Raw genomic sequence first — 25,221 nt, forward strand, 5'->3', positions numbered from 1 at the left:
CACGGCGGCGGCCTCCGGTGCCGGTATCGGCTTACTCGTCGCCCTTGACGGTGGTTGCAATCGCCAACTCACCCAGTTGGGCGGCGTTGGCAAGGCTGGGGGCGTCTGTCATCAGACAGGCAGCCGCGGTCGTTTTCGGGAAGGCGATGACGTCCCGAATGTTTTCGGTGCCGGTCAGCAGCATGCTGAGGCGGTCCAGACCGAAGGCCAGACCGGCGTGCGGCGGGGTACCGTACTTCAGCGCATCCAGCAGGAAGCCGAACTTCAGGCGCTGCTCGGCCGGGGTGATCCCCAGGATGTCGAACACGGTGGATTGCATCTCGCTGTTGTGGATACGGACAGAGCCGCCACCCACTTCGTAGCCGTTGATCACCATGTCGTAGGCGTTGGCGTAAGCACCCACAGGGTTGGCTTTCAGCTCGACCGGGCTCATGTTGCTCGGCGCGGTGAACGGGTGGTGCATGGCGGCCAGACCACCTTCACCATCTTCCTCGAACATCGGGAAGTCGATGACCCACAGCGGTTTCCAGCTGTTCTCCAGCAGGCCCAGATCGCGACCCACTTTCAGACGCAGGGCGCCCATGGCATCGCAAACCACTTTCTTGCTGTCAGCGCCAAAGAAGATGATGTCGCCGTCGGCAGCGCCGGTACGAGCCAGGATCTCGCGCACGATGGCGTCAGAGAGGAACTTGGCAACCGGAGACTGCACGCCTTCGATACCATTGGCCGCTTCGTTGACCTTCATCCAGGCCAGGCCCTTGGCACCGTAGATGCCGACAAACTTGGTGTATTCGTCGATCTGCTTGCGAGAGAGCTCGGCACCACCCGGGACTTTCAGGGCAGCCACACGGCCTTTCGGATCGTTGGCGGGGCCAGCGAACACGGCGAACTCGACAGCAGTCAGCAGATCAGCCACATCAACCAGCTCCATTGGCAGACGCAGGTCCGGCTTGTCGGAGCCGTAGCGACGCATGGCTTCGTCGAAGGTCATGATCGGGAAGTCGCCCAGATCCACGTTCAGGATGTGCAGCCACAGTTTGCGGATCATCTCTTCCATCACTTCACGCACTTGCGGCGCGGTCATGAAGGAGGTCTCCACGTCGATCTGGGTGAATTCCGGCTGGCGGTCAGCACGCAGGTCTTCGTCACGGAAGCACTTGACGATCTGGTAGTAGCGATCGAAGCCGGACATCATCAGCAACTGCTTGAACAGCTGGGGTGATTGCGGCAGAGCGTAGAACTTGCCCTTGTGCACGCGGCTCGGCACCAGATAGTCCCGGGCGCCTTCCGGGGTGGCCTTAGTCAGCATCGGGGTCTCGATATCGAGGAAGCCGTGCTCGTCCATGAAGCGGCGTACGAAGGCGCTGGCCTTGGCACGGGTCTTCAGGTACTTGGCCATCTCGGGACGACGCAGATCCAGGTAGCGATACTTGAGGCTGATCTCTTCGCTGTTGACCTGATTGAAGTCCAGCGGCAGCGGCTCGGCACGGTTGATGATGTTGAGTTCGTGGGCGAACACTTCGATGGCGCCAGTGGCCATGTCGCTGTTGCGCTGGGACTCGGGACGGGTGCGCACCACGCCGGTCACCTGGATGCAGAACTCGCCGCGCAGCTCGGAGGCCAGGGCGAACGCGTCCGGCTTGTCCGGATCGAAGAACACCTGAACGATCCCTTCCCGGTCGCGCATATCGATAAAGATCAGACCGCCGAGATCACGACGACGATGAACCCAACCGCACAATGTAATGGTCTGCCCTGCATGGGCCTCATTGACCTGTCCGCAATAGATAGAGCGCATGGACTTCTTCCTTCGAAATTGTAGAGAGACGGTTAACCTTGGGCCGCCGGGCACGACTGGCAAGCACCGTCTGTCTCACAGCTGGCCAGATTCTTTTTCTTACCCGGTTTGAAATCAGTCTCGTACCATCCGGTTCCCTTGAGCCGGAAGCCTGCCGCCGATATCAGCTTGACCAGATTCGGCTTGCTACAGGCCGGACAGTCGGTCAGGGGGGCATCGGAAAGCTTTTGCAGTTTTGCCAATTCATGGCCACAGACGTCGCAACGATATTCGTAGATAGGCATGGGTCACAAGAAATTGAAAAACAAAAGGGCTGGCATTATAGAGGAAAACCCCCTTTTGGGTAAAATGGCCAGCAGCCTCCTTTCGCCAGTTTTTTGCGCTCGATGGCAAAAAGCGGGCAAAAAATCGGCACGAATGCACCAAGAGCGAAGAGAATAGCCATCATGAGCCTCTATTTGGGCCTGCCACAGTGGTCCCACCCCAGCTGGCCCGGCCAGTTGCTAGGCCTTGGCGCCAAGCCTGCTGAACACCTCGCCCACTACGCCACCGTGTTCAATTCGGTGGAGGGCAATACCACCTTCTACGCCCTGCCGACCCCCGATACGGTACAGCGCTGGGCCGATGCGGTGCCCGATCACTTTCGTTTCAACTTCAAATTTCCGCAAACCATCAGCCACCAGAGCGATCTGGTGAGCGCAGACAAACAAGTCGCCGACTTTATTCGCCTGCTCGCCCCACTGCACGACAAGCTGGGGCTGCTCACCCTGCAGTTGCCCGCCCGTTTTGGGCCAGAGGGGCTGGCCAGACTGGCGGCCTTCATCGATCGGCTGCCGCGGGCGTTTCGCTACGCCCTCGAAGTGCGCCACCACGACTTCTTCGCCAAGGGGGAGGCCGAGCGGGCATTGAACCGACTGCTGATGGAACAGGGTGTGAACCGGGTGATGCTCGACAGCCGGCCACTCTTCTCGGTGCAAGCAACCACGCCAGCCCTTGTCGATGCCCAGGGCAAGAAGCCACGCCTGCCGGTACATCTGCTGGCCACCGCCAACGCCCCCATGGTGCGCTTTATCGGCCTGCCGGATCCGGCGGCCAATCACCCCTTCCTACCCAGCTGGTTCCCCCACTGGCGCCAGTGGCTCGCGGAGGGCAAGGACCTCTACCTCTATATACATACTGCCGACAACGCCCAGGCACCTGAGCTGGCCCGTCAGATCACCCGCTTGCTGGAGCAGGAGATGGCCCCCTGGCCGGGGGAAAACGATCGCGCACGGCAGGGAGTGCTGCGCTTTTAGCCAACCCATTCTGCGGCCATCGTTTCGCTGCAAAAAAAGTGCTTTTTTGTGGCGTGGCAAGCCCTGGCGTCAAGACAAACGGCCATCAATCCTCTACACTACCGCCCCAAGTAAGGGTCCGGAACATGGCCCGTACGAACAGGAACGGTCCAAAGGATTTCACGACCAGCCACCCCGTTCGTAAACAGGTGATAAATCTACTCTGATGGGTGTCACCCAACGACTCAATTGAACAATACAGCCGGGTGATGTCCCGACTGTCAGGTTGCGCCAGCATGCATACCAAAGATCAAATTTTTGCCGCCCCGATCGCCCGATTGGGAGACTTCTGTTTTGACGAACAGGTCGTCGACGTATTTCCCGATATGATCCAGCGCTCGGTGCCGGGTTACAGCAACATCATCTCCGCCATCGGCATGATGGCCGCCCGCTACGCCCAACCCGAGAGCCGACTCTATGATCTCGGCTGCTCACTGGGCGCCGCGACCCAGGCGATGCGTCGCCATGTCAGCCAGTCCGGCTGCCGCATCACCGCGGTGGATCTCTCCCACCCGATGATTGAGCGCGCCCGCGCCCACCTCTCCGGTTTCAAATCCGAGGTGCCGGTGGAGCTGGTGGAAGCAGATATCTGCGACATCGAGATCGAGAACGCCTCCGTGGTGGTGCTCAACTTCACTCTGCAATTTGTCGAGCCAGAAAAACGGGCCGCCCTGATCCAGCGCATTCACGATGGTCTGCGCCCGGGCGGGATCCTGATCCTGAGCGAAAAGTTCCGCTTCGAAGATGAACCGGTCAACGAGCTGCTCATCGATCTGCATCTCGACTTCAAGCGGGCCAATGGCTACAGCGAGCTGGAGATCAGCCAGAAACGCACCGCCCTTGAGAACGTGATGCGCACCGACAGCCTGCCGGTGCATCAGGCCCGTCTGCGGGATGCCGGTTTCGTCCATCAGGATCTCTGGTTCCAGTGCTTCAACTTCGGCTCCATGATTGCCATCAAATCCAGCGACGCCCAGCCATGATCGACTTTGCCAATTTCTATCAACTGATTGCCAAAAACCGGCTGAGCCACTGGCTGCATACCCTGCCCGCCCAGCTGCACGCCTGGCAACATGACAACCAGCATGGCGACCTGCCGCGCTGGAACCGCGCCCTCAACAAGCTGCCGGTGGTCGCTCCTGAACACGTCGAGCTGAAAAGCTGGGTCGAAATCGGCTCTGCCGAGAGCCTGGGCGAAGGGGAGCGCAAGAAGGTCGAGAGCCTGCTGCGTCACTTCATGCCCTGGCGCAAGGGGCCGTTCATCGTGCACGGCATCCATATCGATACCGAGTGGCGCTCTGACTGGAAGTGGGATCGGGTGCTGCCCCATATCAGCCCGCTCGAAGGCCGTTACGTGCTGGATGTGGGCTGCGGCAGCGGTTACCACCTCTGGCGCATGGTGGGTGAAGGGGCCAAGCTGGCGGTCGGCATAGACCCGAGCCCGCTGTTCCTCTGCCAGTTCGAGGCCATTCGCCACTTCGCAGGCAATGATCAGCGCGCCCACCTGTTGCCGCTCGGTATTCAGGAGCTGCCGGAGCTGCGTGCCTTTGACACCGTCTTCTCCATGGGAGTGCTCTATCACCGCAAATCCCCCATCGAGCACATCGAGCAGTTGCGCAATCAATTGAAAGATGATGGCGAGCTGGTGCTGGAGACGCTAGTGATTGATGGCGGGGTCAACGACGTGCTGATGCCCACCGATCGTTACGGCAAGATGCGCAACGTCTGGTTTATTCCCTCAAGCCACGCCCTCAAGCTGTGGGTCGAGCGCTGCGGCTTCACCGATGTGCGGATAGTAGACGAGAATATGACCAGCACCGACGAACAGCGTCGTACCGACTGGATGATTAATGAATCCCTGAGTGACTATCTGGATCCAGACAATCCGGCACTCACGGTAGAAGGACACCCGGCGCCGAAACGTGCCGTCCTGATTGCCCGCAAGGCCAAAGACTAGCCGATGGCGATTCAGGAAGTTACACTGACCCAATTCCAGGAAGCACAGTTAAATGAATGACATGAAAAGCAAATTAAAAGGAATGACCCTGCTCTCCCTGCTTAGTCTCGGCGGGTGTGTCAATATGGAAAAAGCGCCTCAGGTCCCTGCTCTGACGCTGGCCGAGCTTCGTAGCGAGCTGAGCCAGAGCGAGCAGCGCCTGCAAACATCCATGGAACAGCAACAGAAGCAGTATGTGCAGCAACAGCACCTGCTGGTTCAGCTCAACACAGATGTCACCAATATGAAAGAGTCCGTCAAGCAAGTAGACCACAAGCTCGCCACCCTCCCCTCCGAGCCGCCCAAGCCGATGGCCATCCCCACCGAGAAGTGCCCGGCCCCCAATCAGGGTCACACCATCGATGGCAAGCTGATGGTCGGTGAAGCCGAGTGGATCTGGGTTGATGCGGCCAACGACGCCTTCCAGGCGCGGGTCGATACCGGTGCGACCACCTCCTCCATCAGTGCGCAGGAGATCACCATTTTCGAGCGCAACGGCAAAAACTGGGTGCGCTTCTTCCTGAGCCATCAGGAAGTGGACGACAAGATCCAGATCGAAGCGCCGCTGGTACGCCATGTGCGGGTGCGTCAGGCCTCTGCCGATGATCTTGACCGCCGTCCGGTGGTGCGTCTGGCCGTGCGCATTGGCGACATGACCGAGAAAGCCGAATTTACCCTGAAAGACCGTAGCGACATGACCTTCCCTGTGCTGCTGGGTCGCGAATTTTTGAAAGACATCGCCGTGGTTGATGTGGCCCGCGAATATATCCAACCCAAACCCAAGCTCAAGGATGTGAAATAATCCATGGTTTCCCGTAAGCCGTTCTATTTGCTGGTAGCCCTGCTGTACATTGTCGGCCTGGGGATGACGATCTATCACCATATCGCGTTGGATGTGCCGCTGACGCCCGGTGAAAAGCGCCAGATCTGGTCCATCGAAGCCAAGCTGGAGTTCGAGGCGACCGGTGATCCGGTGATCGCCTCCCTGGCCATTCCGGGCACCCAGCCCGGTTTCACCCTGATGAACGAGAACGCCGCCAGCCCCGGCTACGGTCTCTCCTTTGTCGAGAAAGATGGCGATGCCCGCGCCGAGTGGTCCATCCGTACCGCCTCTGGCCGTCAGGAGCTCTACTACCGCGTCGACATGATGGCGGATGCCCATGCCAAACCGGCCGCCAATCCGCAGCCGCCCGCCATCGAGAAGCAGATCGAGAGCGAGCCTTATGCCACCGCGATGAAGCAGATCCTCGAACGGGCGCAGGAGCGCTCTGCCGACGGCTACACCCTGACTCGCGAGATCATCAAGGAGATCGAGAAGCAGGAGCAGAACGCCGAGCTGCTGAAAAAGCACAAGAGCCGCGCCAACCTGATCGCCGAGCTGCTCAACAATGCTGACGTGCCGACCCGCGTGGTGCATGCCCTGAATCTGGAAGATGGCCGCCGTCGCCAGGAGCTGGTGGATTACCTGCAGGTGTTCAACAGCCCGACCGACTACAAACTGTTCAACCCGCAAACCGGTGAACAGGGCCGTCCGGCCAACCTGCTGCTGTGGGAATACAACTCCGGCGCCCTGCTGGACGTGACCGGTGGTCATAACTCCCGTGTCAGCTTCTCGATGATCGAGCAGGAGCAGCCGGTCAGCGTGGCGCTGGCGCAGAAGTTCGAGAAATCAGAGATGATGAACTTCTCCATCCACAGCCTGCCGCTGGAAGAGCAGACCCTGTTCAAGGGCTTGCTGCTGATCCCGATCGGCGTGCTGATGGTGGTGTTCCTGCGGGTTCTGGTGGGGATCAAGACCTCCGGTACCTTTATGCCGGTGCTGATCGCGGTCGCCTTTATCCAGACCTCGCTGGTCACCGGTCTGATCGGCTTCCTGCTGATCGTCGGTACCGGTCTTGTTATCCGTTCCTATCTGTCGCGGCTTAACCTGCTGCTGGTCGCCCGAATATCGGCCATCATCATCATGGTTATCTCGATGATCGGTATCTTCTCCGCGTTCGCCTTCAAGCTGGGGCTGACCGACGGGATGAAGATCACCTTCTTCCCGATGATCATCCTCTCCTGGACCATCGAACGGATGTCCATCCTGTGGGAAGAAGAGGGCCCGAAAGAGGTGTTCCGCCAGGGTGGTGGCTCTCTGCTGGTTGCCGTCATCGCCTATCTGGCCATGGATAACGAGCTGATCCGTCACCTCACCTTCAACTTCCTCGGTCTGCAGCTGGTGTTGATGGCGACCGTGCTGTTGATGGGTAACTACACCGGCTACAAGCTGAGCGAACTGAAGCGCTTCAAGCCGCTGGTGGACGAGATGAAATCTGGCGTCACCCCGGGTAAGGACAAGTAACCGATGTGGTTCTGGGAAAAATACACCACCCCGTGGAGCCTGTCCCAATCAGGCATCCTCGGCATGAACAAACGCAACCACTCCTATATCAGCCGCTACAATCCGCGCAGCCTCTACCCGCTGGTGGATGACAAGCTGCAGACCAAGCGGATTGCGCTGGATGCAGGCGTCACCGTGCCCGAGCTGATCGGCACCATCCGTGCCCAGCACGATGTGGGTCGCATCACCGAGCTGGTCAAAGATTGGCCTGGCTTCTGCATCAAGCCGGCCCGTGGCTCGGGCGGCAAGGGGATCCTGGTGATCCTGCGTCAGGAGAATGGCCTCTTCTACAAGCCCAACGGCAGCGCCTCTACCGGTCAGGATCTGGAGCGTCATGTCTCCAACATTCTGGCGGGGCTCTATTCGCTCGGCGGCAAGCCCGACGTGGCGCTGGTCGAAGGCCTCATCAACTTTGATGATGTGTTCGACGGCTACTCCTTCGAAGGGGTACCCGATGCCCGGGTCATCATCTTCAAGGGTTTCCCGGTGATGGCGATGATGCGCCTCTCCACCGCCGCCTCGGACGGCAAGGCGAACCTGCACCAGGGCGCCGTGGGGGTGGGTTTGTGCCTGCGTACCGGTCGTGCCCTGCGGGCAGTGCAGTTTGGCAATCCGCTGCGCCATCATCCGGATACCGGCCTCGATCTCTATGAGCTCAAGGTGCCCCACTGGGATACCCTGCTCACCCTGGCTGCCTCCTGCTACGAGATGTCGGGTCTGGGCTATATCGGAACAGACATGGTGCTGGACAAGTTCCGCGGCCCCATGCTGCTGGAGCTCAACGCCCGCCCCGGTCTTGCCATCCAGATCGCCAACGGTCGCGGCCTGGTGCCCAATCTCAAGACCATCGAGAAGCTGGGCCAGGTGAAGATGAACGTGGAGCAGCGGGTCAATTTTGCCAAGGATCACTTCGGGATCTTTGAGGAATAACGCCTCCGCTTGTGAACTGAGCGCGCCTATGGCGCGCTTTTTTTTTTATGGCTCATGTTTGTCTGTCAGCACATCCCCCACCCAGCCATAGGGGTCAACATCTCATCCCGAAACGACGAGTACGCCAGCGAACGGCAGCTTGGAATAACGAGGGGCTAAGGGCGAGAAGAGTGTGACCGCTATGTCAGGTGATAGGTGAATCGCAGGTATAAAAAAACCGGCGCCAAGGCGCCGGTTCTTCACGCAGAGTGCGACCCGATTACAGGGAGTCAGCATTCTCGGACAGGTACTTGGCAACGCCATCCGGAGAGGCTTGCATACCTTTTTTGCCTTTTTCCCACTGAGCCGGGCACACTTCGCCGTGCTCTTCGTGGAATTGCAGGGCATCAACCATGCGCAGCATCTCGTCGATGTTGCGGCCCAGCGGCAGATCGTTGACCACCTGGTGACGAACGACACCGTTCTTGTCGATCAGGAAGGAGCCACGGAACGCCACACCAGCTTCCGGATGTTCAACGTCATAGGCTTTGCAGATTTCGTGTTTCACGTCGGCGATCAGCGGGTACTTGACCTGACCGATACCGCCATCTTCCACTTTGGTATTGCGCCATGCGTTGTGGGAGAACTGGGAATCGATGGAAACACCGATCACTTCCACACCACGCTTCTGGAACTCTTCATAACGGTGATCAAAGGCAATCAGCTCGGACGGGCAGACGAAGGTAAAATCGAGCGGATAGAAGAAGACAACGGCAGCTTTGCCTTTGATGTGGGATGACAGGTTGAATGAATCAACGATCTCGCCATTACCCAGAACAGCAGCGGCGGTAAAATCGGGTGCGGGACGGCCTACCAATACCATATTCAATTCCTCTTTATGTGAAGTGAACAATCCGGTGAGGATTGGGCTACCTAGAGCCAAGTCCATCTAATTCAAGCGACAAACTATAGACCCGGTGGTAGATTAGTTAAATCAAATTAAATAGATAGCATCAATCGGGTTTTTCTATGCAACGTTGGCCCAGCCTCAAACAGCTGCAATATCTGGTCGCTCTCGATGAGCACAAGAACTTCAACCGCGCCGCCAAGGCCTGTCATGTCAGCCAGTCGACCCTGAGTACCGGGATCCAGACGCTGGAGGACATGATGAACCTGCAACTGGTGGAGCGGGACCACAAGAGCTTCATTATGACCCCGGTCGGCATGGAAATCGTCGAGCGCGCTCGCAATTTGCTCTCCGATGCTCGGGATCTGATGGAGCTCGGGCAACATCAGGGCGGCGTGATGCAGGGGACGGTACGTCTGGGCTGCATTCCCACCATCGCCCCCTTCCTGCTGAGCAAGCTGCTCAAAGAGTGCAGCAAGACCTATCCTGACCTCGAATTGTTGCTGCGCGAAGACACCACCAGCAATCTGCTCAAGCAGCTGGAACAGGGTCAGCTCGATCTGCTGATCCTCGCCCTGCCCATCGAGATCGGCGGTTTTCACTGCAAGACCGTCGGCCAGGATCCGTTCCACATGGTGATGCCCGCCAGCATGGCGGCCGGTCTGCATACCCCGTTCGACTACAAGGAGCTGCCCAACCAGAGCATCTTCCTGCTGGAGCGGGAGCACTGCCTCACCGAACATGCGGTGAGCGCCTGTCGCCTGCGGGACAAGAGCAAGATCAACCCGTTCGCCGCCACCAGCCTGCACACCCTGGTGCAGATGGTGGAAGCGGGTCTCGGCACCACCTTCCTTCCGCAGATGGCCATCGATGCCGGCATTCTTGCCAACTCCGATCTGGTGGCCATCCCGCTGCCGGGAGAGACCCCCTATCGCGAGATCGGTCTGGTCTGGCGCCCCAGTACCACCCGGGTGCAGACCTTCTACAAGCTGGCCGAGCTGCTGACCCCGCTGGTCAGCCACTGCAAGTGACAACAAACGCCAGCCCTCGGGCTGGCGTTTTTCAATCCCCCGCCACATTTTTCCCTCCAGAGACTAGGTATGAAGCCAGATCCCTGTTTATGATGGAAAAGTTGTCGCGCCAGCGCCTGTAGCCAAAACGGTGTGGCAGAAACTGGCGCGCGATGAATGTCTCGTTTGGTAGATCCGTCCGTGGAGAGAGCCCCGATGTATCGCACGCTGCTGCTATCCCTGCTGACTCTGTTGCTGGCCGCCTGCTCCAGCACGCCGGAGCCGCCTCCGGCCCCCCGGCAGAGCAGTGCCTTTGATGGTTTCTACCAGCAGTGGCACGGTGTCCCCTACCGGATGGGCGGTGCCAGCCGCGCCGGGCTCGACTGCTCCGCTTTTACCCAGCTAGCCTACAGTCAGGTGCTGGGCTTCAACCTGCCAAGAACCACCGAATCCCAGGCCAGCATTGGCAAACCGGTGGATCGCTACCGGCTGCAACACGGGGATCTGGTCTTCTTCAAGACCGGCTGGCAGCAGTACCATGTGGGGGTCTACACCGGTGCCGGCGAGTTTATCCACGCCTCCACCAGCAAGGGGGTGATCCGCTCGCGCCTCGACAACGTCTACTGGAACAGCCGCTACTGGCAGGCGCGTCGGGTGACCCAGTAACGGCTCACACGCCTGCTCGTGGCACAAGTTGCGTGCCGATACTCTCCGTCAATCCCTGTCGTTATGTCGGGACACTCAGCCCATGCTTATAACTCAATTGGCCCCAAAGCCTGCATATCACACCATTTTGTGATAAGGTGGTGGCCAATTTTTAACACTTTCGCCGCTTTCTCATACGCTCTCTGTCCTGATTAACAACAAGCGAGGCGATAACAAGCAGCGCGCGGCGAAAGTGGAGTGTGGCGCAACACTGCCGGACGGGTGTCCCACAGCTGCAGTATCAAGGGTTAAATAGATAAGGAGATCGTGCAATGAAACAGTATCAAAGCTGGCTGGGGCAATACCTGATGAGTCGCCGTGACGGTGACCACGCCATGGCATGCGAGATGGCGAGTTCCATCTGCGAGTTCTGGCAGCAGCAGGGTGATGAAAACGAACTGGACAAGTGGCAGCAGATTTACCAGAACCATCTGGAAAAGACCACCTGATCCCGACCGTTTCCTTGCTGCCAGCCACCCGGTGTTGGCAGCAAGGCCACTCGCGACCAACCACTATCAGCCAACCCCTCTCCCCCTATTTTCCCGCTACGTTAAACCGCTACCTTCGTTCACTCGCGCTTTACCATCTTCATTTTGCTCTTGCGCACCGGCCTCTGTTCATTCCATCTCGGCAGCCATTTCCTGCGCCCAGTCGATAAAGGCCTGGATCTTGGGACACGCCCGATTGGGCAGGGTCGCCATGTAATAACGCTGCTCGCACTTGATCTCCAGCCCGGCAAAAGGGGCCACCAGCTCGTTGCGTGCCAGTCGCTTGCTCACCAGATTCTTGCGCCCCATGGCGATCCCGGCGTGATTCATGGCGGCGATGATGGCGAGATCCGAGCGATCAAAACCCATGCTCAGCTGGCATGCCTCGAGGCTGACCCCGGCGTGGCGAGCCCAGCAGCTCCATTCGTCGGTATCCGAGTCAAATCCCCATGCCTGCCGATCATGGAGCAGACGGCACAAGGACAAGTTGGCGGGATTGCCGACAAGCCCGTGCTGCTCGGCATATTCCGGGCTGCAGACCGGCAGCATGTACTCATCCATCAGCGGGTGGATGGCAAGCCGCTCCGGGCTCTTCTCATCGAAATAGAGGGTCAAATCGATGCCATAACCATGCAGGTTGATGGTCTCGTTGCCGGTGATGATATTGAGCTCGATCTGCGGATGCAGGCGGGAGAAATCCGCCAGCCTGGGCACCAGCCAGCACTGGGCGATGGAGGGACGCGAATAGATGGTCAGGGTACCGGAGAGCTCCTGATTCTTGATCTCCAGGATCTCCTGATTGATGAACTCCAGTGAGGATTTGAGCGCCCAGAACACCCGCTGCCCATCCGCCGTCAGTACCACCTTGCGGTGGAAACGCTCAAAGAGCTTGAACCCCAGCTCCTCTTCCAACGCGCTGATCCGGTGACTCACGGCACTGGGACTCAGCGACAGCTCATCGGCCGCCATGGCAAAGGATCCGTGGCGGGCGGCCGCCTCGAAGGTGTGCAGCTTGGCCAGCTGGTAGCCACTCAGCAGCTTGTTGCGCGATATGTAATTATCCCCGTTATACATTCATACCCCTCTTCGCAATGGCCGCCGATGATACACCCACCGGCCACCTTCAGGATGAAACCAAAAGACCCAAAGAGTGTGATTTCGATAAATTGTGACCAATGTAGCGCCTTTGCATCATCTCATTTCATCCAAGTGGTCGATTTCATCATTTGTCAGCCCCACCTCATTTTCATTCAATAAGCGCATAAACAATCACACACAACAGATGTCGAGGCGCAGTATGAGTTCAGAGGTATGGGTCATCGCTACCTTGCTAAGTAGCATCGTTCTTATCGTGGTCACCATAGTGAAGGGCAAGGTGCATCCTTTCCTTGCCCTGCTGCTGGCAAGCTTCTATGTGGGCACCCTGATGGGGATGGAGCCCCTCAAGATGGTCAGCGCCATGGAAGCGGGCATTGGCGGCACGCTAGGCTTTCTCGCCGCCGTCATCGGTCTTGGCACCATACTCGGCAAGATGATGGAGGTGTCGGGGGCTGCAGAGCGCATCGGTCTCACCCTGCAAAGATGCCGCTGGCTCTCGCCTCAGGTCATCATGGTACTGGTCGGTCTGGTGTGCGGCATCACCCTCTTTGTCGAAGTGGGGGTGGTGCTACTCATTCCGCTCGCCTTCTCCATCGCCCGCAAGACCAGAACCTCGCTGCTGACCCTGGCCATTCCGCTCTGCACCGCCCTGATGGCCGTGCACTGCATAGTGCCGCCCCACCCTGCTGCCCTCTATGTCACCAATCAGTTGGGCGCCGATGTGGGTTCTGTCATCGTCTATGGTCTGGCGGTCGGCCTCTTTGCCTCGCTTATCGGCGGCCCGCTGTTCCTCAAACTGCTGGGCAACCGGCTCCCTTTCAAGGAGGTGCCCGCTGCCTTTGCCGACATCAAGGCTCGCGATGAAGCAACTCTCCCGACCTTAAGCGCCTCGCTCTTTACCGTGCTGCTGCCCATCCTGCTGATGCTGGCCAAGACGGTCGCCGAGCTCAATATGGAGCACGCCAGCCACCTCTACACCGTGCTGGAGTTTATCGGCAACCCCATCACCGCCATGTTTATCGCCGCCTTCACCGCCTACTACGTGCTGGGGATCCGCCAGCAGATGAAGATGGAAGGGCTGCTCAACAAGACCGAGGAGTGCTTCTCCTCCATCGCCAATATCCTGCTCATTATCGGAGCGGGCGGCGCCTTCAACGGCGTACTCAAGGCGAGTGGGCTGGGCGATAGTCTGGCCACTATCCTCTCACAGCTGGATATGCACCCCATTCTGCTCGCCTGGCTGGTGGCTATCGTGCTACACGCCGCCGTGGGCTCCGCTACCGTTGCCATGATGGGCGCCACCGCTATCGTCTCCCCCATCATGGTGCACTACCCGGATATCAGCCCGGAGATCATGACCCTGGCCATCGGCTCCGGCGCTATTGGCTTCACCATGGTGACCGATTCCCTGTTCTGGCTGGTCAAGCAGTATTGCGGCGCCACCCTGAACGAAACGCTCAAGTACTACACCACCGCCACCTTTGTTGCCTCCCTGATGGCGCTGGCCGGTACCTTCCTGCTCTCCTTTATCGTGTAACAAGACCGAGAACACTATGAAAAACATCGACGTCCAACAGCTCACAGCGCAATTTCCACTGGTGCAATCCCTGATCGCGCTTGAGCCAGTCACCTGGTTCAACCCCAACACCACCACTCTGGCTGCCGGTCTGCCCTATGTGGGGCTCAATAACAACAATGTGGCGGACGCTTCCGCTCGGCTGGCCCGCTTCGCCCCCTACATGTGCGAAGCCTTCCCCGAGACCCGCGCCAGCAACGGTATTCTGGAGTCCGAGATCGCCGCTATTCCGGCGATGCAGGCTACGCTCAACCAGCGCTACGGGGTTGAGGTCACCGGTCGACTGCTGCTGAAAAAAGATAGTCACCTGCCCATCTCCGGCTCCATCAAGGCGCGAGGCGGTATCTACGAGGTGCTGACTCACGCCGAACAGTTGGCGATCAAGGCGGGACTGCTCTGCGAAGAGGATGACTACCGCAAACTGTTCAGCGACGAGTTTCGCCAGTTCTTCAGCCAGTACAGCATCGCAGTGGGGTCCACTGGCAACCTTGGCATGTCCATCGGCATCATGAGCGCCAAGCTGGGCTTTACCGTTACCGTCCACATGTCAGCCGATGCGCGGGAGTGGAAGAAGCGCAAGCTGCGCGAGCACGGTGTCATCGTGGTCGAATATGCCGAGGATTACGGGGTGGCGGTGGAACAGGGGCGCAAAGAGGCCGAGCGCGATCCCAACTGCTTCTTTATCGACGACGAGAACTCCCGCACCCTGTTCCTCGGCTACTCGGTTGCGGGCGAGCGGGTGAAAGCGCAGTTCGACCAGATGGGCATCAAGGTGGATGCCGACCACCCGCTGTTCGTCTACCTCCCCTGCGGCGTGGGTGGCGGCCCGGGCGGCGTGGCCTTTGGTCTCAAGCTCGCGTTCGGAGACAACGTCCACTGCTTCTTCGCCGAGCCCACTCACTCCCCCTGCATGTTGCTGGGGGTCCACACCGGATTGCATGATGCCATTGCGGTGCAGGATCTGGGCATCGATAACCTCACCGCAGCCGACGGCCTCGCTGTAGGTCGCGCCTCCGGCTTCGTCGGCCGCACCATGGAACGACTGCTCGATGGCTTCTACACCCTGAACGATCAGGAGATGTATGACCTGCTCGGACTGCTGGCGCGCGATGAGCAGATCACACTCGAGCCCTCCGCTCTGGCTGGTATGGCTGGCCCGTGGCGGGTGGCAGCCAATCCCGAGTGGCTCACCGGGCGCGGTTGCGATGCCGCAACCATGGCACAGGCAACCCATCTTGTGTGGGCCACCGGCGGTGGCATGGTGCCCGCCGAAGAGATGGCAAAGTACCTGGCCAGCGCCAAGATCTAGGCTTTTTTGCCACTTTTATCTGCAAATCAACCCGCCATCACGGCGGGTTTTCTGTTTTGGGAACAAGGGGATGGGGCAGTTCTGTCGCAATCCATGGCGACAATTTCCCCAAGTTGGTCAGTTTGTGCTAAAATGGCGCTCATTTTTTGACATCTCGCGTCACGTTCGCCGCCAGATGGCCCATCGGGCTCTCTGCCCGGGTCGTGACTTTGCACCATCATGCCTGATGATGTTCTCCCCAGGATGAGCCGACAGGCTCCCGTCAAGGTGGGCACCCTCAAGGGCACATGAGATAAGGAGATCGGGTAATGAAACAATATCAAAGCTGGCTGGGAGATTATCTGATGAGTCGACGTGACGGAGATCATGCGATGGCTTCGGAACTTGCCAACACCATCTGCGCCTTCTGGAAGGCCCAGGGTGATGAAGCAGAAACCAGCAAATGGCAGCAACGCTATCAGCAACACGTAGAGCAGGCGCAATAAGCCCCTTCACTCTTTCGCGATAAAAAAACCGGCGCACATGGCGCCGGTTTTGCGTTTCTGGCAAGCAGCAGATTACATCTGGTCGATCATGTCCTGAGCAAACTGGGAGCAGGAGCGCAGGGTGGCCCCTTCCATCAGACGCTCGAAGTCATAGGTGACGGTCTTGTTGCGGATCGCCGCTTCCATCCCCTTGATGATGAGATCGGCCGCTTCGACCCAGCCCATGTGGCGCAGCATCATCTCGGCGGAGAGGATCAGGGAGCCCGGGTTGACCTTGTCCTGACCGGCATACTTCGGCGCAGTACCGTGGGTCGCTTCGAACAGGGCCACGCCGTCACCGATGTTGGCACCCGGCGCGATACCGATACCGCCTACCTGAGCGGCCAGCGCGTCGGAGATGTAGTCGCCGTTGAGGTTCATACAGGCGATGACATCATACTCGGCCGGACGCAGCAGGATCTGCTGCAAGAAGGCATCGGCGATGACATCCTTGATGACGATGGTCTTGCCGGTTTTCGGGTTCTTGAAGGAGCACCAGGGGCCGCCGTCGATCAGCTGGGCACCGTACTCGTTCTGAGCCAGAGCATAGCCCCAATCCTTGAAGGCACCTTCGGTGAACTTCATGATGTTGCCCTTGTGCACCAGGGTCACGGAGTCGCGATCGTTGTCGATGGCGTACTCGATGGCGGCACGCACCAGACGCTCGGTACCGGCTTTGGACATCGGCTTGATGCCGATCCCGCAGGACTCGGGGAAGCGAATTTTCTTCACGCCCATCTCGTTTTGCAGGAAGGCGATCACCTTGTTCGCTTCGGCACTGTCGGCCTTCCACTCGATACCGGCGTAGATGTCTTCAGCGTTTTCGCGGAAGATCACCATGTCGGTCAGATCAGGACGTTTCACCGGGCTCGGGGTGCCGTCGTAGTAACGCACCGGGCGCAGGCAGATGTAGAGATCCAGCTCCTGACGCAGGGCCACGTTGAGGGAGCGAATACCGCCACCGACCGGAGTAGTCAGCGGGCCCTTGATGGCCACGCAATATTCACGAATGAAATCCAGGGTTTCGGCCGGCAGCCAGGCACCTTCGCCATAGACATGAGTCGATTTCTCGCCGGTATAGATCTCCATCCAGGCGATCTTGCGCTCGCCCTTGTAGGCTTTCTCGACCGCAGCATTCACCACATTCAACATGGCCGGGGTTACGTCAACACCGATGCCATCCCCTTCAATAAACGGAATGATCGGATGGTTGGGAACCTGCAGCTTGCCGTTGGCATCGACTGTGATTTTCTGACCCTGGGTCGGGATTACTACTTTGCTTTCCATCGGCATCTCCTAACTTCCGTTTGTTATCAACTTGTTTGTTGCGCGCGGCCATCTTAGCCCATTCATTTTCATAATAAAACGACAAGAAAGCATGTCAGACCAAAGAGGTAGCCACCCGCCAGTGCGCCGTCACCACGCCTTCCCGACCCAGCCCCGTTATCCCTCCAGCTCGCTGGCCACCGCCTGCGGCTGACTCAGGGAACGATACTGGGAAGGGGTCAAGCCGGTCTTCTGTTTGAACACCCGGCAGAAGTAGTTCACGTCACTGTAACCGCAGCGACTGGCCACCTCTTCAAGACGAAAGCGGTACTTTTTCAGCATGAATTTGGCCCGATCGATCCGCACCCAGCTGATGTAATCGGCAAGGCGCATATGACCCTGCTCGCGGAACAGGTGGGAGAGATGGCTGGCTGAAACGTTGAAGCGGTGGGCAATGGAGTCACGGGTGATGGGACGGTGAAAGTTCTCCTGGATATAGATGCAGATCCCGTGAAAGAGCTCTGCCCCCCGTGGCCGATCCGTGGCGGACTCCAGCAACAGCTGACGGGCACTCGCCAGCAGGGCCTGCAGCAGGTGATCATCGGTGGGGGAGCGACCAGGATCCTCGGTCAGTACGTTCAGCGCCGCCAAAATGTGTTCGATCACATGGCCCGCCCGCGCCATGATGCTGTGCTTTTGCACATCGAAGAAATCGGGATCTTCACGGCGCTTGCTCACCAGACTGAACCCCAGCTGGCGTTTACCAAACAGCAGGCTCAGCACCGAGCAGTCGGTGGTCCAAAGCGGCTTGTTCCAGCCGTTGGGGGGAATGTAGAGCGCCTGCCCCGGCAATACGCTGATCTCTCTGACCCCCTCCTCCTTGTCCCAAATTTGGTTGAGATACTCGCCACTAAAGACCAGCTCGAGGCGGGGAAAGTTGACCTGATAGCTGAAACTGGGAGGCACCCCCTGTTCACTGGCAAACCAGATTTGGTCAAATGGAACCTGTTCGCTCAGGGCTCCGTCGAGCAGTTGGCTGAAGATGAGAGACATGGTGATCCTGATCAAGAGAGAGGCAAGCGGTTGCGGCACGCACGACCGCCCATGTTATAGTCCGGTCCACAGCAGTAATGCCACCCTTTTCTGCACCCGATTTTCTTCAAACTAGACGAGGCGTCCCTTATGAGCAGTAGCGATCTGCCCTCCTTTCTGTTGATGCAAAACCCGATTCAAGGCTATGACTGGGGCAGTCATGACTCCCTCACCACCCTGTTTGGCATTCCCAACCCACAAGGCAAACCCCAGGCCGAGCTCTGGATGGGCGCCCACCCCAACGGCTGCTCCGAGGTGACGCTGGCGGGCAGTGTGCAAAAGCTCTCTTCGGTGATCGACAAGGCTCCGGCCGCCGCGCTGGGTGAGGCCACCTTCGCCCGTTTTGGCAGCCTGCCGTTCCTGTTCAAGGTGTTGTGTGCCGAGAAGGCTCTCTCCATTCAGGTGCACCCGAGCAAGGCTCAGGCCGAAGCGGGCTTTGCCAAAGAGGAGGCCACAGGCATCGATATCAAGGCGAGCAATCGCAACTACAAGGACCCGAACCACAAGCCCGAGCTGGTGTTTGCCCTCACCCCCTATCAGGCGATGAACGGCTTTCGCGCCATTCCCGCCATTCTGGCACTGTTCGAGCGGGTCAATCTGGCGGCCATCACCGATCTGACCGCAGCCCTTGCCGCCAGCCAGAATGAAGCGGGCCTGCAGCACTTCTTCCACCAGCTGCTGGTACTGGAAGGGGCGCGCAAGGAGGAGGCGCTGGCAGGGCTGCTAACCTATGCCGCCGCCCATCAGGATGAGGAGACGTTTGCCCTCATCACCAGTCTGGCGGCCCAGTACCCGGAAGATGTGGGCCTCTTCTCGCCGCTGTTGCTCAACGTGGTGACCCTCCAACCCGGTCAGGCGATGTTCCTCGATGCCTGTACCCCGCACGCCTATGTGCGCGGCACGGGTCTCGAGATCATGGCCAACTCCGACAACGTGCTGCGCGCCGGCCTCACCCCCAAATACATCGATGTGGCAGAGCTTTTGGATTGCACCCGCTGCTTGCCCAAGCCGGACGACCAGATCCTGCTGTCCCCCCGCTGTGATGGTGCGGTACAGCACTTCGACGTGCCGGTACCTGACTTCACTTTCAGCATCTACCCGGCAGGCGAGCACCAGCTCACCACCGCCAGCGCCGAGATCCTGTTTGCCATCGATGCAACCGTGCTCCTCAAGCGCGGCGATGAGACGCTGCGTCTCGAGAAGGGCAAGTCCGCCTTTATCCCGGCCACCACCGGCAGCTACCAGCTGCTGGCCGAAGGGCGGGTCGCCCGCGCCGGCAACCGCTGCTAACGAGCACATCCCGGGCGATGCCCCCACCCGAACATGCGCAAGGGCCATCAATGATGGCCCTTGTTTTTTATCCCCATCCATCCCCTTTCATCGCTTCACAACACGGTTGACCAGACTCTCAGAGTTATCTCCCTCCCAATTAATGACAATAAAATCACTTGAGGCGCCTGCTATTTGCCAACCAGCTCACACTATTGACCCATAACAAATCACACAAATATCCATTCCATCACAGAAAACTCATCATCGACTTGGACACTCAGATAAGATTTTGCACGAACAAAACCAAAATAAGCGATTGATATTAAATGATTAAATTCATGTTCACATAGAGTTTAATCATCACACCAAAACGAGATGAGAGTCACAGCTCATTCTTGCCAGCACAAAAATCCAGTAAACGGCACATTTGTCCGATTTCGGCACCGCGCCAACGGGAGAACAATATCCAGGTCAATTGTTCCCCCCATCATGCGGCTCGGCAACGGAGCCAGGAGAGTAATATGTTACCCACCATGACCAACGGCAGACTCATCTGCCTGGAGTTGAAGGCCACCAGCAAGGAGGCCCTGTTCGACGAGATGGCACAGATGCTGGCTCGCGATGGCGCCGTGTCTGATCAACAGCAATTCGTCAAGGATATCTGGGCCCGCGAACAGCTGGACTGCACCGGCTTCGAGCAGGGTGTCGCCCTGCCCCACGCCAAGAGCAAGGCGGTCAGTCGTCCGGCCATTGCCATCGGTGTCAGCCGCCAAGGTATCGAGTACGGCGCCGAAGATGGCAAACCGACCCAGCTGATCTTCATGATTGCCTCCCCGGATGGCGGCGCCAACCACCACATCGAAGTGCTGGCGGAGCTCTCTACCCGTCTGCTGGAACCCGGTTTTATCGAGCAGATGAAGGCGGCCACCACTGTCGAGCAAGCCCTGACCCTGCTCAAGCAAGGCCCGAAAATGGAAAAACCGGCGGCAGCCGCCAAATCGGCTGCCACTGCTCCGGTTGAACCCACCGATCGCACCTTCAAGGATCGCCTCAATACCATGAAGCAGCACCTGCTGTTTGGTACTTCCCACATGATCCCCTTCATCGTGGCGGGCGGTGTGCTGCTCTCCCTGTCAGTGATGATGAGCGGCAAGGGCGCCGTGCCGGAAGCGGGCTTCCTCAAAGACATGGCCACCATGGGTATCGCCGGTCTGACTCTGTTTACTGCCGTACTGGGTGGCTACATCGCCTACTCGCTGGCTGACAAGCCGGGCCTGGCCCCGGGCATGATCGGCTCCTGGATTGCCGTTCAGCACTATCAAACCGGTTTCCTCGGCGCCATTCTGGTGGGCTTTATCGCAGGTTTCGTGGTCAATCAGCTCAAACGGATCAAGCTGCCTGACTCAATGACCTCCCTTGGTTCGATCTTCATCTATCCGCTGATCGGTACCTTCCTGGTGTGTGGCATCGTGATGTGGGGGATCGGTGCCCCGATCGCCGCCATGATGGAAGGGATGAACCACTGGCTCTCCAGCATGGCGGGCTCAGGTAAAGTGATGCTAGGTGCCATTCTGGGTGGTATGACCGCCTTCGATATGGGCGGCCCGGTCAACAAGGTTGCTACCCTGTTTGCCCAGACTCAGGTCAACACCCAGCCCTGGCTGATGGGCGGTGTCGGCATCGCCATCTGTGTGCCGCCGCTCGGTATGGCACTGGCGACCTTTATGTCTCCGAAGCGTTACAAGAAAGAGGAGCGTGAATCCGGCAAAGCGGCCGCCATCATGGGCATGATCGGTATCAGTGAAGGTGCCATCCCGTTTGCCGCTGCTGACCCCATGCGTGTTATCCCGGCCATCGTCGCAGGCGGCATCGTCGGCAACATCACCGGCTTCATGATGCACAGTATCAACCACGCCCCCTGGGGTGGCTGGATTGTCCTGCCGGTTGTTGAAGGCAAGATGGGCTACATCCTGGGTACCATCCTCGGCGCCCTGACCACTGCCATCATCGTCAACCTGCTGAAAAAGCCAGTGAGCGAAGAAGATGACGTCACTACCACCCAAACCAGCTTCGAAGTCATTGAAGCGGAAGGGGAAGCAGACGTACTGGCCATCACTGCCTGCCCGTCTGGCGTGGCCCACACCTTCCTCGCCGCCAAGAGCCTGCAGAAGGCCGCTGCCCAGCAGGGGATCAAGATCAAGGTCGAGACCCAGGGCGCCAACGGCATCATCAACCGCATTACCGCCAAGGATGTCGCCAACGCCCGCTGCGTCATCTTCGCCCACGACGTGGCTATCAAGAACCGCGAGCGCTTCACCGATATCGAGGTCATCGACGTGAAGACCAAGGAGGCGATCCACAATCCGGAAGCACTGCTGGCCCGCACGCTGGGCAACAAGGCAAACGCCGCCTGATAGCAGTCAGACCAACCAGCACCAGGGGCCCATCGCGGGCCCCTTTTCGTTGTCTGCCGAGCAACCGCACATCATCCCACCGACCAAGCCACTGATTTAAAACATATTAACCAGTCACATCACGGATCTTGGCGAGCCGTCACAGAACGGTGACGTGTAAAAAAACAGCAATTGAAGCGCTGGTCAGATCTCATGTCAAATGGCTCCGCCTACTAAACTGGAGCATCACAAAAATGATAAAAATCAATAAATTGGTTCTGGCTGTTACCCTCACCCTCACTGCCACCCCCTTGCTGGCCGCCCATTGGGAGTGCGGTGAGCACGTGCGCTTTGGTCTGCCCTCCGAATCGGATCAGAAGCTCTGCCGTGAAGGGTATGCCGTCGGCTACAACTACGACTACAAGGTGGCGGACTGGGTCTCCTACCGAATGACCGCCCAGAGCGCACAGGGCACAGTGCCCCGCAAGGATGCCTTCGCCGAGGACAGGGAGATCCCGGTTGCCTACCGCGCCACCCTCTCCGACTACAAGGGCTCGGGCTACGACCGTGGCCATCAGGCCCCAGCGGGGGACATGAAATCGAACAAGAACACCATGAAAGAGAGCTTCCTGCTGAGCAACATGACACCTCAGATCGGGGTGCTCAACCAGAAGGCGTGGCGCGTGCTGGAGGACAAGGTGAACAAGTGGGCGGTTTCCCGCAAGGATGTGCAGGTGATCACCGGCCCCATCTTTACCGGCTCTGAAGAGTCCATTGGTCAGGGTGTGGCGATCCCGAGCGCCTACTACAAGATCGTGATGGACCCGGCCAGACTGCAGGCCATCGCCTTTATCATGCCGCAGGAAGAGGTGCCCATCAGCCAGATCGCCGACTACCGGGTCTCGGTACGTGAGGTGGAGGAGCAGACCCAACTCAACTTCTTCAGCGATATGCCCGAAGAGCAGCAAGAGACGCTGGAAGCTCGCGTCTCCCCGATGTGGAACTGACCGCGAACACTCGCCAACAGATGGATTGACACCCCATCTGTCTTGCATCGCAACAGAGGGAGGGGGAGTCACGCTCCCCCTGTCCCTTTCAGATGGCAGCTGACCCGTTGCGGCCATTTTTGCGGCCACTGGTGTGGCATCACCCGACGACCCGCCCCGACTCACAGTTTGCCACGCCGTTAGCTGCTATATTGCCCTCTCTTTGGCACTAACAGACTGAATTGACGCACATTTGCCTCGTCGCATCGGCCCGCAAACCGGAGCCCACGGCGCGATTCAGCCCGACAGAGGACCTTTTGATGAAACAGACCCTTCTTGCCCTCACCCTCGGCGGCCTGCTGGCGCTCTCGCCCCTCGCCCTGCAAGCGGCCGAGAGCTCGATGCAAATGGAGCACGACCTCAATACCCTGGTCAGCAAACGCCAGGCGGTGGACATGTTGCTCGGCGAAGCGCTGCAAATCTACAAGTCGCCAGCCAAAATCTCCCACGCCGGTTTTACCGCCAAGATGCCGAGCAATATGGAGCTGGTGACCGAGCGGCTGCTGGCCGCCTACCAGCTTGAACCCTACCGCACCGACCTGCTCATCTCGGCGGCCAACGCCCAGATCTACAACGGCAACCTGAGCCGCGCCATCACCTTGCTGGAGCAGGCGCAAGCCGTCGCCCCCGATGATCTCGACATCAACAGCTATCTCGCCATCTGGCAGCTGGTAAAGGGTAACAAGGAGGCTTCCCGCAGCTATCTGGCGAAAGTGGCGGATCGCAACGGCGGCCGCGCCGCCGATCTGGAGGAGATCATCGCCCGGGTGCAGCGGATCACCGCCGCCCCGCTGCAGACCGAACTGACCGAGGATCAGGTCAAGGCCAGCAGGGAGGGCAAACGCGCCATCGTCACCCTGGGCTACGCCCTCAATCCCGACGGCAGCATGGACAAGATCCTGCTGGGCCGTCTGCAAACCACCCTTGATCTGGCCAAAGCCGACCCGGAAGCGCTGCTCATCCTGACCGGCGGCGTGCCCCAGAACCGCCAGACCGAGGGCAAGCTGATGGCTGACTGGCTGGCCAACCACGGCATCGACCGCAGCCGCCTGATTGAAGAGAACTACGCCACCAGCACGGTGGACAACGCCCTCTACAGCGCCTATGCCCTCGCCCGCCACCAGATTGACTATGCGGTGCTGGTAAGCTCCGCCAGCCATGTACGCCGCGGCCAGACGGTGCTGGAAATCGCCTGCGACCAGATTGGTCCGGCCAACATCAAGGTGGCGAGCGTCAGCTACCCCGACAAACCCCTCGAGGAGCTGGCCACCCCGAGCGAGAGCGAGCTGCTCGGCATCTACCGCGACGCCCTGCGCACCTACGGCATGTGGAGCTACCGCTCCGCCCCGCTGATTGAGCGTTGATCGGCCATCAACACGAAAAAGAGAGGGAGGCGTGATGCCTCCCTCTCTTTTTATTGACCGATGATTGGCCAAGCCGCGCCCGTTAGCTGACGATAAAGCCCTGCGAGGGGGCCGCTTTGGGATCGTCACCGAAGCGGTTTGGCCCCTGCTGACCGTTGCAAACCATAAAGTAGATAAGCACCAGGGTGCCGATAATGGGGATAAGCCCGAGCAGCAGCCACCAAGCGCTGCGGTCGGTATCGTGCAGACGACGGGCCGCCACCGCCAGCGATGGCAGCAGCACCGCCAGCGAATAGATGGAGCTGATCAGCTCATTGTCGCCGCCGATCAGCTTGTCCACCATGCCGAGCAGCAGCATGACGATGACGTTGCACAGCACGAACATCCAGTATTCGGTGCGACGGGCCCGCCCGCTGAATACCGCATATTGCTTGAGGACCGAGATGTACCAGTTCATTGCGCCTCCTGAGTGGCCTTTATGCCTATGAATAAAAAAGAGAGTCGATAAAACAAGTAGTTAAGAGCTTAGCGCGATCATCCCCCCGAGTCGACAATGATGCCCGAACGTCTCCCAAACTAATCAGCTGCGGCAATCATTGACCGACCGAGCCGGAAGATAATTTGCCCTGCGACAGGGCAAATCCCCCCCATCAGCGCATCACTCTCGTCACAAGCAGGAAAATGGTGCTTAATAATCCATTAGCAATCGTATGGACTCAGCGTGAGGATAGCGGTAGATTCGGCGCCCAAT

At 58.9% G+C, this 25,221-nt stretch carries 23 protein-coding genes; 16 read left to right on the forward strand and 7 right to left on the reverse strand.

Annotated features, from left to right (window positions below; genetic code table 11):
- Positions 1-31: 31 nt before the first annotated feature.
- Entirely contained in the window at positions 32-1,798 is a 1,767-nt protein-coding gene (gene aspS / locus VF684_RS06020) for an aspartate--tRNA ligase (RefSeq protein ID WP_257724810.1), read from the reverse strand.
- A 32-nt stretch (positions 1,799-1,830) separates the two neighbouring features.
- Positions 1,831-2,082: an FmdB family zinc ribbon protein gene (locus tag VF684_RS06025; protein ID WP_005337686.1), complete on the reverse strand. Its 252-nt coding sequence runs from the start codon at positions 2,080-2,082 to the stop codon at positions 1,831-1,833.
- Between the two features lie 162 nt (positions 2,083-2,244).
- Here VF684_RS06025 and VF684_RS06030 point away from each other — a divergent pair, with 162 nt between their 5' ends.
- From VF684_RS06030 to VF684_RS06055, 6 genes are all read left to right on the forward strand, one after another.
- Positions 2,245-3,093, forward strand: a complete 849-nt coding sequence (locus tag VF684_RS06030) for a DUF72 domain-containing protein (protein ID WP_257724811.1) — start codon at positions 2,245-2,247, stop codon at positions 3,091-3,093.
- Between the two features lie 275 nt (positions 3,094-3,368).
- Positions 3,369-4,115 (forward strand): carboxy-S-adenosyl-L-methionine synthase CmoA, encoded by a 747-nt coding sequence (cmoA, locus tag VF684_RS06035; protein WP_069529805.1) that lies wholly within the window; start codon positions 3,369-3,371, stop codon positions 4,113-4,115.
- Positions 4,112-5,089 carry a tRNA 5-methoxyuridine(34)/uridine 5-oxyacetic acid(34) synthase CmoB gene (cmoB, locus tag VF684_RS06040; protein WP_323949823.1) on the forward strand — a complete coding sequence of 326 codons (978 nt, stop codon included), beginning with the start codon at positions 4,112-4,114 and terminating at the stop codon, positions 5,087-5,089. Before cmoA ends, cmoB begins: the two co-directional genes overlap by 4 nt.
- 52 nt (positions 5,090-5,141) lie before the next feature.
- Positions 5,142-5,930, forward strand: a complete 789-nt coding sequence (locus VF684_RS06045; RefSeq protein WP_005337698.1) for an ATP-dependent zinc protease family protein — start codon at positions 5,142-5,144, stop codon at positions 5,928-5,930.
- Between the two features lie 3 nt (positions 5,931-5,933).
- Positions 5,934-7,472, forward strand: coding sequence for an inactive transglutaminase family protein (locus tag VF684_RS06050; protein WP_040067874.1), 1,539 nt, complete (start codon positions 5,934-5,936; stop codon positions 7,470-7,472).
- A gap of 3 nt (positions 7,473-7,475) precedes the next feature.
- Positions 7,476-8,441: an alpha-L-glutamate ligase-like protein gene (locus VF684_RS06055; RefSeq protein ID WP_040067876.1), complete on the forward strand. Its 966-nt coding sequence runs from the start codon at positions 7,476-7,478 to the stop codon at positions 8,439-8,441.
- Between the two features lie 259 nt (positions 8,442-8,700).
- On the opposite strand, the gene VF684_RS06060 is transcribed toward VF684_RS06055, so the two are convergent.
- Entirely contained in the window at positions 8,701-9,303 is a 603-nt protein-coding gene (locus VF684_RS06060) for a peroxiredoxin C (RefSeq protein WP_005337701.1), read from the reverse strand.
- 146 nt (positions 9,304-9,449) lie between these two features.
- Here VF684_RS06060 and VF684_RS06065 point away from each other — a divergent pair, with 146 nt between their 5' ends.
- The 3 genes from VF684_RS06065 (at position 9,450) to VF684_RS06075 (ending at position 11,491) form a co-directional block, all read left to right on the forward strand.
- Complete coding sequence (locus tag VF684_RS06065) at positions 9,450-10,358, forward strand: hydrogen peroxide-inducible genes activator (RefSeq protein ID WP_139408883.1); 909 nt, start codon at positions 9,450-9,452, stop codon at positions 10,356-10,358.
- Positions 10,359-10,553: 195 nt separating this feature from the next.
- The gene (locus tag VF684_RS06070; RefSeq protein WP_234663711.1) at positions 10,554-11,003 is read left to right on the forward strand and encodes a C40 family peptidase; all 450 of its coding nucleotides are present in this window, start codon (positions 10,554-10,556) and stop codon (positions 11,001-11,003) included.
- Between the two features lie 311 nt (positions 11,004-11,314).
- Positions 11,315-11,491 (forward strand): hypothetical protein, encoded by a 177-nt coding sequence (locus VF684_RS06075; protein WP_005337704.1) that lies wholly within the window; start codon positions 11,315-11,317, stop codon positions 11,489-11,491.
- A 168-nt stretch (positions 11,492-11,659) separates the two neighbouring features.
- Here the strand turns inward: VF684_RS06075 and dsdC are convergent, their stop codons facing one another.
- Complete coding sequence (dsdC, locus tag VF684_RS06080; protein WP_128835412.1) at positions 11,660-12,604, reverse strand: DNA-binding transcriptional regulator DsdC; 945 nt, start codon at positions 12,602-12,604, stop codon at positions 11,660-11,662.
- Between the two features lie 223 nt (positions 12,605-12,827).
- Between dsdC and dsdX the strand changes: the two genes are divergently transcribed.
- The 3 genes from dsdX (at position 12,828) to VF684_RS06095 (ending at position 15,998) form a co-directional block, all read left to right on the forward strand.
- On the forward strand, positions 12,828-14,165 hold the full coding sequence (dsdX, locus tag VF684_RS06085; RefSeq protein WP_139439877.1) for a D-serine transporter DsdX: 1,338 nt from the start codon (positions 12,828-12,830) through the stop codon (positions 14,163-14,165).
- 16 nt (positions 14,166-14,181) lie between these two features.
- Positions 14,182-15,513, forward strand: a complete 1,332-nt coding sequence (locus VF684_RS06090; RefSeq protein ID WP_376898616.1) for a D-serine ammonia-lyase — start codon at positions 14,182-14,184, stop codon at positions 15,511-15,513.
- Positions 15,514-15,821: 308 nt separating this feature from the next.
- Positions 15,822-15,998, forward strand: coding sequence for a hypothetical protein (locus tag VF684_RS06095; protein WP_005337712.1), 177 nt, complete (start codon positions 15,822-15,824; stop codon positions 15,996-15,998).
- Between the two features lie 72 nt (positions 15,999-16,070).
- On the opposite strand, the gene icd is transcribed toward VF684_RS06095, so the two are convergent.
- Both icd and VF684_RS06105 read right to left on the reverse strand, forming a co-directional pair.
- The gene (gene icd, locus VF684_RS06100) at positions 16,071-17,324 is read right to left on the reverse strand and encodes an NADP-dependent isocitrate dehydrogenase (RefSeq protein WP_005347179.1); all 1,254 of its coding nucleotides are present in this window, start codon (positions 17,322-17,324) and stop codon (positions 16,071-16,073) included.
- 156 nt (positions 17,325-17,480) lie between these two features.
- Entirely contained in the window at positions 17,481-18,356 is an 876-nt protein-coding gene (locus tag VF684_RS06105) for a helix-turn-helix transcriptional regulator (protein WP_162516068.1), read from the reverse strand.
- Positions 18,357-18,485: 129 nt separating this feature from the next.
- Between VF684_RS06105 and manA the strand changes: the two genes are divergently transcribed.
- The 4 genes from manA (at position 18,486) to VF684_RS06125 (ending at position 24,470) form a co-directional block, all read left to right on the forward strand.
- Complete coding sequence (gene manA, locus VF684_RS06110; RefSeq protein ID WP_376898618.1) at positions 18,486-19,685, forward strand: mannose-6-phosphate isomerase, class I; 1,200 nt, start codon at positions 18,486-18,488, stop codon at positions 19,683-19,685.
- A 503-nt stretch (positions 19,686-20,188) separates the two neighbouring features.
- Positions 20,189-22,081 carry a PTS fructose transporter subunit EIIC gene (locus tag VF684_RS06115; protein WP_376898620.1) on the forward strand — a complete coding sequence of 631 codons (1,893 nt, stop codon included), beginning with the start codon at positions 20,189-20,191 and terminating at the stop codon, positions 22,079-22,081.
- A 233-nt stretch (positions 22,082-22,314) separates the two neighbouring features.
- The gene (locus VF684_RS06120; protein ID WP_005353183.1) at positions 22,315-23,067 is read left to right on the forward strand and encodes a DNA/RNA non-specific endonuclease; all 753 of its coding nucleotides are present in this window, start codon (positions 22,315-22,317) and stop codon (positions 23,065-23,067) included.
- Positions 23,068-23,366: 299 nt separating this feature from the next.
- Positions 23,367-24,470, forward strand: coding sequence for a YdcF family protein (locus VF684_RS06125; protein WP_058058856.1), 1,104 nt, complete (start codon positions 23,367-23,369; stop codon positions 24,468-24,470).
- 82 nt (positions 24,471-24,552) lie between these two features.
- Here VF684_RS06125 and VF684_RS06130 read toward each other — a convergent pair whose 3' ends face one another.
- Positions 24,553-24,927, reverse strand: a complete 375-nt coding sequence (locus VF684_RS06130) for a DUF805 domain-containing protein (RefSeq protein WP_005337730.1) — start codon at positions 24,925-24,927, stop codon at positions 24,553-24,555.
- Between the last annotated feature and the right edge of the window lie 294 nt (positions 24,928-25,221).

It is taken from the genome of Aeromonas sp. Lyrl_2 (assembly GCF_051948815.1).
In the GTDB taxonomy this organism is placed as follows: Bacteria; Pseudomonadota; Gammaproteobacteria; order Enterobacterales; family Aeromonadaceae; genus Aeromonas; species Aeromonas veronii.